Raw genomic sequence first — 6,565 nt, 5'->3', positions numbered from 1 at the left:
AGAGCAAAAGCTACTGCTGGATGAGCGCTACAAAACACTGACACCAGAACCACGCACTATCAAGTTTATTGACCGCATGGTTGCCGAGAGCCGTGGCGTCGCATTGAACCACACTGCTGGCCTTTCTCTGCCACAGCAGGTGCAGATGGCACTGTTCTCACTGGCTTGCCTGATGGATGCAGAAGAAACGTACAAAGACGCTTGTAAGAACATCATCCGCCAGCGTTACAACACCCTGTACAAAAACATGGGTGTAACCGTAGAGCAAGACGTTAACCGCGTTGACTACTACACTCTGCTAGATCTGGATGTGCTAGGTGCGAAAATGTACGGCCAAGAGTTTGTAAACTGGTTCAAAGCCAATAACATGGGCAAAGACTTCCTGTTCCGTCTTGCTTACGAAACCGGTGTTATTCTACTACCGGGTAAAGGCTTTGATGTGGTACATGGTTCAGTCCGAGTATCACTGGCGAACCTGACTCATCACGAGTACGAGTTGATTGGTCGCGAAACCCGCAAAATGCTGGATGAGTACTACAACAACTTCGTGAGTGCGACACAAGCGTAAGTATTAACTGTGATTCCAACTCACAGCAATTAATAAAATAAAATTTAAGCCCTGCAAACATCCTGAATGTTTGCAGGGCTTTTCATTTATAACAAGCAAAAAAACCAATTATCCATCATGATAATGAACACTATTAATTAAACATGATGATTTGATCATCACATCATGATTTAAATTAGTTCCTTTTTATCTTTATTATTACCTCGTCTTCAAGAGATGAACAAACCTGTACTTATTCTTTTATGTTCAACTCTTTAATTATCAATTTTAAATCCAGAGTGAATAATGATTATGAGCAAATATGAAAAGCTAGACAACGAAGTAAAAGCCCTTTCTGATGTCATTTGGGATATGGCCTCAAATGTATGGGATTTTGCAGAGCTAAGTTATGAAGAATTCAAAAGCTCTGCTTATGAAAGTGCGGTATTGGAAAAGTTTGGTTTTGAAATTGTCGAGCGTGATATTGCAGGTCTTGCTACCTCATGGGTAGCCACTTGGGGTACGGGCAAGCCCGTTATTGGTTACCTTGTTGAATTTGATGCCCTTCCGGGTCTTGGTAACAACACGGTACCTTTTCAGGAGCCAACCAAAAATGGTAACACCAACGGCCACGGCTGTGGTCATAACCTCATCGGTTCAAGCTCAATCGGTGCAGCTATCGCACTGAAAAACCATATGGAAAAAGAGAACATCCCTGGCACAATCAAAGTCTACGGTTGTCCGGCAGAGGAAGCGTTGAACGGTAAAAACTACATGGCTGCAACGGGCCTCTTTAGTGACCTTGATATTTGCCTGCATAACCACCCGGCAATGGTGAACGCAGCCATCAATATGCACTCAACCGCTTCGATTGATTTAATCGTCGAGTGGCATGGTGTAACAGCACACGCTGGTGTTGCCCCTTGGGAAGGCCGTAGTGCTCTGCATGCTGCTGAAATTTTCCTGATGTCTGCCAACATGATGCGTGAGCAACTTGAACCAACAGGCCGCCTGCATTACCAAATCCTTGACGGTGGTAGCGCAGTAAATGTGGTACCGGATCACGCAAAAGTGCTTGTTCGTTACCGTGGTAAAAGCGCCGAAAATGTCCGTAAGCATAAGAACTGGCTGGAAGATATGGCCGAAGGCGCTGCACTATCTACTCAAACCAAAGCAGAAGTCACTAACCTAGGTGGCATTTATGACTGCCTACCTAATGATGTACTGGCGACATCTGTTACCGATCACATGCAGCGCTACTTCCCTATCGCTTGGACTGAGGAAGAACAGCAGTTTGCCAAATCCATTCAGCGTGAAATGGGCAAGCCGGAAGATGGCTTGGCTACCGATGTACTCCCGGTACAAACCGGGGTTGAAGTGGGTGGCTCTACCGATGTCGGCGACATTAGCTGGCAAGTACCGACTATGGGCGTGATTTTCGCATCTTGGCCTAAGCATATCCCACCACACCAGTGGGGCTGTACTGCCTGTAACGGTATGAGTATTGGTCAAAAAGCCGGTCTTCAAGCTGCCCATACTTTAGCCGCCCAAGGTTTGGAACTTATGACCAACCCTGAGCTAATCGAAAAAGCCAAACAAGACTTTGAAGCCAAGAAGAACGGCTTTGAATATCAATCGCTGAATGATTTTGACCAGAATCCACGTGGTAAGTTGGATGATCAAGCCTTGAACCATTATGAGTGCTGCCTTCATACCGCTCTTGAGCATTTTGGTATTGGCCACCAGCACAGTGATAAGTGCAATCACTAATCGCAACATGCAACGAGATAAGCAAGTGCTACATGGGCACTTGCTTACTTTTACTTTCCACTGGTAATCACACCCACAGAGAAAAACTGTAGCTATGGATCACACTGCTATTCTGATTGAAATTATCAGCGTTTTGGGCACGGCTGCTTTTGCCATATCTGCCGTTTTAGCGGCAGAAAAAAAAGAAATCGACCTGTTTGCTGTTATGGTACTGGGCATGATCACCGCCGTAGGCGGTGGGACTATCCGGGACTGCCTGCTGGATGTACCCATTTTTTGGGCGCAAGATCTCTCCTACATCTGGATTGCCCTCGCTAGCAGCATTATTGGATACGTATGTTACGGCATGTTGAAAAAAAGATGGATAAACCGGTGCTACCTGTACATTGATACTTTTGCCATCGCCATGTTTGGCATACAGGGAACCAATAAAGCGTGGGAGTTAGGGTTTGGGTTACCTGTCGCTCCTGTCCTGTTAGGCGTCATCACTGCCGTCGGCGGGGGAATCATTCGCGATGTATTGTTGCAACGCCCAACATTGTTATTCAGTAAAAACCTTTATGCTATCCCAGTTACCTTCGGCTGTATGCTCCATTCAACGGTGCTGATGCTGAGCCCAGAGCATAGTAACCTCAGTGCCATTATCTCTATTACCATGATCATTTATATCCGGCATTTATCGATTAAGGAAAAAGTGTCAGTGCCGAAATGGGCCCAGCTCGGTTACCGTATTCAGCGCCACAATCACCATCAGGGCAATGAATAAGCTCAATGGTGAACTATCAAAAACCTTACCTCACTCCTGTTAACTGGGAAGTGAGTTGTTCAAAGATTTCCGTCATTGCGACACCATAGGCCTCTGCTAACAATGACGGTGACTTACTCTCGATTGGAATACGGCTTGTGTAAGTCTTAGAGAAAACTACTTCAGGACGGTAATCGGTGTTATCGACAAGGAAAAACTGTATTTCCATCACTGCCGTTGGCTGCTGGCCTTCTCGGAAGTCACCAAATAACTTGGTAATCGTCACCTGCAGCACTTGGTTCGACGGGGTATGAACACTGGGCAAAGCAACAATATCGTAAAGGCCCGTCTGTTGAAGCCAACTAGCAAGCTGGTTTGACACTATCGATTCAGGATCGCTAATAAAGCGGTTGTAGTAGTCTTTTTCAAAACGTACCTCGTTCAAACGATAGATCATTTGAGTGTCATTGAACGGCGGGACACTCCTTACGTGGTCAATACGCAATGTTTCCCCGATTCGGGCTGACTTAACGACGGGTAAACTAGCAGTCATAGCATAGTTTGTCGGCTGAGGAATACTTTCACCCACACTACACCCAGCAACGACGCCAGCAAGGAAAATGGCGGTTAGCGCAAATGAAAGGTGTTTTACCACTTTCATATTAGTTACCCCCATCAAGATTAATTTTTTCAGGTGCATTACTGAAAATGATTGAAGATGGATTATTTTTGGTGGTGTCAGAAAACTCTTTCAAATTCTCTGCGGTGATCGTGAGATTCTTGATCATCTGATACAAGTCATATTGGTTGTCTGTCAGGATAGCATCGGAGCGTTTGATCAGGTCATCAAGATCAACCAGAATTTTGTTGATGTCACCACCAGAGGCCAACATCCGATTAATAGTGACTGAGATTTTCAGCAATGACGATATCGCCTTTTTGATTTCTGGATCAGAAGCAATACTGTTCAATTCTGAACTCGCGATGTTGACATTAGCTAATGTATCATCGAGTTTGCTATCAACTATCAAATTATCAATATGGTTGATCATTTTATTCGCACTCAGTAGCAGTTCCACCGTCTCGTCCGAAATCATCAAAGTATCGATATCGGTAATCTTCTTGTTCACATTTACCAGCAAACTATTGATGTTATGCCCCAAATTAGCGATTTGAGCGTCATCAAGATTAGCCAGTAAGTTCTGGATCCCAGTTATGATTCTACCCGTAGAGTTTTTAATGGATGGTATATACGCATAGTCAGGTGTCCAGTTAAACGGCAAATCATCTTTGGTGGAAATATCGATATAATCCAGCGATAAATATTGCTGTCCTGTAATTCCTGCGATCTGAGTTTGGGCTCGCAAACCTTTTGCAATGAATATCGGAAAGTGTTCCTCCCAATCGCGGACTGACTCTTCATCCCCCGTTAGTTCACTGCGGACAATCACATAAGACTTTCTTTGTTCATGCGGGACGTCATCTTCATACACCGAGTTAGACAGTTCTATCCCTACCACTGTACCAAGGGCAATACCACGATAACGCACTGGCGACCCGATTTCCAAACCAGCAACTGAGGTATCAAAATAGGTTTCAAATGCCAGCTTGGGTTTATAAAAAGCCTGTCCCCCCAGGATAAACAAGACACCAAACAATAGAACAAGCGTAATAACAACAAACAACCCTAGTCGAAAGTGCTTTTGAGAATCATCCATACTACCTACTCTCATTGTTATATTGTTGATCCGGTACACGGTTAAAAAACTGTCGGACACGAGGATCGTCGCTGGTATCCCGCAACAATTCCGGCGGCCCTTCGGCGATGATGCTCCTTGAGATTGGATCGAGCATGATAGCTCTATCGGCAACGGTAAATATACTTTGCAGCTCATGGGTCACGATGACAAAGGTAAAACCTAAGTTGTTTCTTAACTGCAAAATGGTCTGATCTAAGTTGGCTGCGGTGATTGGGTCGAGACCAGCAGAGGGTTCATCCAGCAAGATAATATCAGCCCCAAGCGCCATGGCCCTCGCTATGCCTGCTCTTTTCAACATACCACCTGATAATTCACTGGGCATGAATTGTTCTGAGTACCCCATCTCAACCAGATCAAGCAGTATCCTTGCCGTTAGGTTTTTTTCTTCCAGCCCAATATCGGAAAACTCGTCCAACGGGAAGCGGACATTTTCAAGCACATTGAGAGATCCAAATAATGCACCACTTTGGTACATGACGCCCAATTGACGCTGGATTCGATATTTTTCTGATTGTCCAGCATGCACGATGCTCTGATTATTGATCAATATATCCCCGGCTTTAGGGAGATATAAGCCAATTAAATGCTTCATCAAACTGGATTTACCACTTCCGGAACCACCCAGGATAACCACTATTTCACCATGGTTAATATCGAAACTGGCATCTTCAAGCAGCACCTTTGAGCCGTAGCCCATTTTGAGGTGCTGAACCCTTATTGCAGAATCGCTATTGTTATCATCATTCGCTTGATGGCGGCTTTGCTGCATATCCGAACCTTAACTGATTAAAACGGCAAAAAAGCCATCGATGACGACAATCCAAATAATACTGCTGACAACCGCACTGGTTGCAGACAACCCTACAGCCGATGATCCGATACCTGTCGTTAACCCTCGTTCACACCCTATTGCGGCAATAATAAAGCCAAAAGTCGTGGCCTTGATTAAACCAATAATAAAGTCCCAGGAAGTGAGAGAGTTGAGTAACTGCTGGTAAAACTGGAGAAAGCCGATATCGAATTTGAGTAACACAATCGCTCCCCCGAACACCCCTATGATATCGGCTAAAACAGTTAGCAAGGGTAATACAACAATGGAAGCCAATAGCCGGGGCAAAACAAGGAAGTAAACAGGATCAATACCAAAGGTATGAAGGGCATTAATTTCCTCATTGATTTTCTGGGTCCCGATTTCAGCAGCAAAAGCAGCCCCAGTCCGACCAGCAAACACAATGGCCGTCATCAACGGACCCAGCTCTCTGAACATTGAAATGCCAATGCCATCGACCACAAAAATAACAGCCCCAAACTGCTGGGCAACAAGGCCGATCTCAAAAGCAATGATCACCCCCATTAGAAAGCCAATCAGCAGAACAATGGGGATAGCGTTTGCCCCGGCCTGTGTAGCAATGGCGAGAATCTCCACCCAGCGCACTCTTTCTTTCCCGAAAAAACTTCTAGCCAATGCAACCACACATTCAAATAGAAAGTGGTACATCACACTCACATAGGTACATTGCTCATGGATAGATTTGCCAAGACCTTCAATGAAAGTCGTTAACGTTGAGGGGGTTGGTTCGGGGGCTTGTGGCTGTATTTTTTTGTCAGGTATCAGTAATTCAAGCTTTTCACTCAAATGAGTAATGGTAATTTCCGCATTTTCGGCACGTTCGCGGTGGCGAATATCATATAAAAAAGCGATTCCGGTATTGTCTATAAATGTTAACTTGGCTGCATTAATGG

6 protein-coding genes and 1 pseudogene are annotated in these 6,565 nt (G+C 44.9%); 3 read left to right on the top strand and 4 right to left on the bottom strand.

Translation table 11 applies throughout. The features are described from left to right. The 3 genes and pseudogenes from BIZ37_RS28875 to BIZ37_RS28865 all read left to right on the top strand — a co-directional run. Window positions 1-568 (top strand): annotated as a pseudogene (locus BIZ37_RS28875) (bifunctional aspartate transaminase/aspartate 4-decarboxylase); the annotation flags it as partial. A 291-nt stretch (window positions 569-859) separates the two neighbouring features. After that, window positions 860-2,317: an amidohydrolase gene (locus BIZ37_RS28870; RefSeq protein ID WP_187464472.1), complete on the top strand. Its 1,458-nt coding sequence runs from the start codon at window positions 860-862 to the stop codon at window positions 2,315-2,317. A 94-nt stretch (window positions 2,318-2,411) separates the two neighbouring features. Beyond that, a complete protein-coding gene (locus BIZ37_RS28865; RefSeq protein ID WP_187464471.1) occupies window positions 2,412-3,083 on the top strand; it encodes a trimeric intracellular cation channel family protein in 672 nt (223 codons plus the stop codon). 25 nt (window positions 3,084-3,108) lie between these two features. On the opposite strand, the gene BIZ37_RS28860 is transcribed toward BIZ37_RS28865, so the two are convergent. From BIZ37_RS28860 to BIZ37_RS28845, 4 genes are all read right to left on the bottom strand, one after another. Continuing rightward, window positions 3,109-3,723, bottom strand: a complete 615-nt coding sequence (locus tag BIZ37_RS28860) for an ABC-type transport auxiliary lipoprotein family protein (protein WP_187464470.1) — start codon at window positions 3,721-3,723, stop codon at window positions 3,109-3,111. Window position 3,724: 1 nt separating this feature from the next. Further along, window positions 3,725-4,780: an MlaD family protein gene (locus BIZ37_RS28855; RefSeq protein ID WP_187464469.1), complete on the bottom strand. Its 1,056-nt coding sequence runs from the start codon at window positions 4,778-4,780 to the stop codon at window positions 3,725-3,727. Between the two features lies 1 nt (window position 4,781). Next, window positions 4,782-5,591: an ABC transporter ATP-binding protein gene (locus BIZ37_RS28850; RefSeq protein WP_187464468.1), complete on the bottom strand. Its 810-nt coding sequence runs from the start codon at window positions 5,589-5,591 to the stop codon at window positions 4,782-4,784. A 9-nt stretch (window positions 5,592-5,600) separates the two neighbouring features. Continuing rightward, window positions 5,601-6,565, bottom strand: a 965-nt coding sequence (locus BIZ37_RS28845; RefSeq protein WP_187464467.1) for an ABC transporter permease, incomplete at its 5' end; no start/stop codon positions are given.

Source organism: Photobacterium sp. BZF1, from assembly GCF_014349205.1.
GTDB lineage: Bacteria > Pseudomonadota > Gammaproteobacteria > Enterobacterales > Vibrionaceae > Photobacterium.
The sequence above is the reverse complement of the archived record's forward strand: the minus strand, read 5'-3'. Positions and strand labels throughout refer to the sequence as shown.

Bases quoted from the DNA above. Each gene is read 5' to 3' on its own strand.
- BIZ37_RS28870 (WP_187464472.1), top strand. From the start codon at position 860: ATGAGCAAATATGAAAAGCTAGACAACGAAGTAAAAGCCCTTTCTGAT.
- BIZ37_RS28865 (WP_187464471.1), top strand. From the start codon at position 2,412: ATGGATCACACTGCTATTCTGATTGAAATTATCAGCGTTTTGGGCACG.
- BIZ37_RS28860 (WP_187464470.1), bottom strand. From the start codon at position 3,723: ATGAAAGTGGTAAAACACCTTTCATTTGCGCTAACCGCCATTTTCCTT.
- BIZ37_RS28855 (WP_187464469.1), bottom strand. From the start codon at position 4,780: ATGGATGATTCTCAAAAGCACTTTCGACTAGGGTTGTTTGTTGTTATT.
- BIZ37_RS28850 (WP_187464468.1), bottom strand. From the start codon at position 5,591: ATGCAGCAAAGCCGCCATCAAGCGAATGATGATAACAATAGCGATTCT.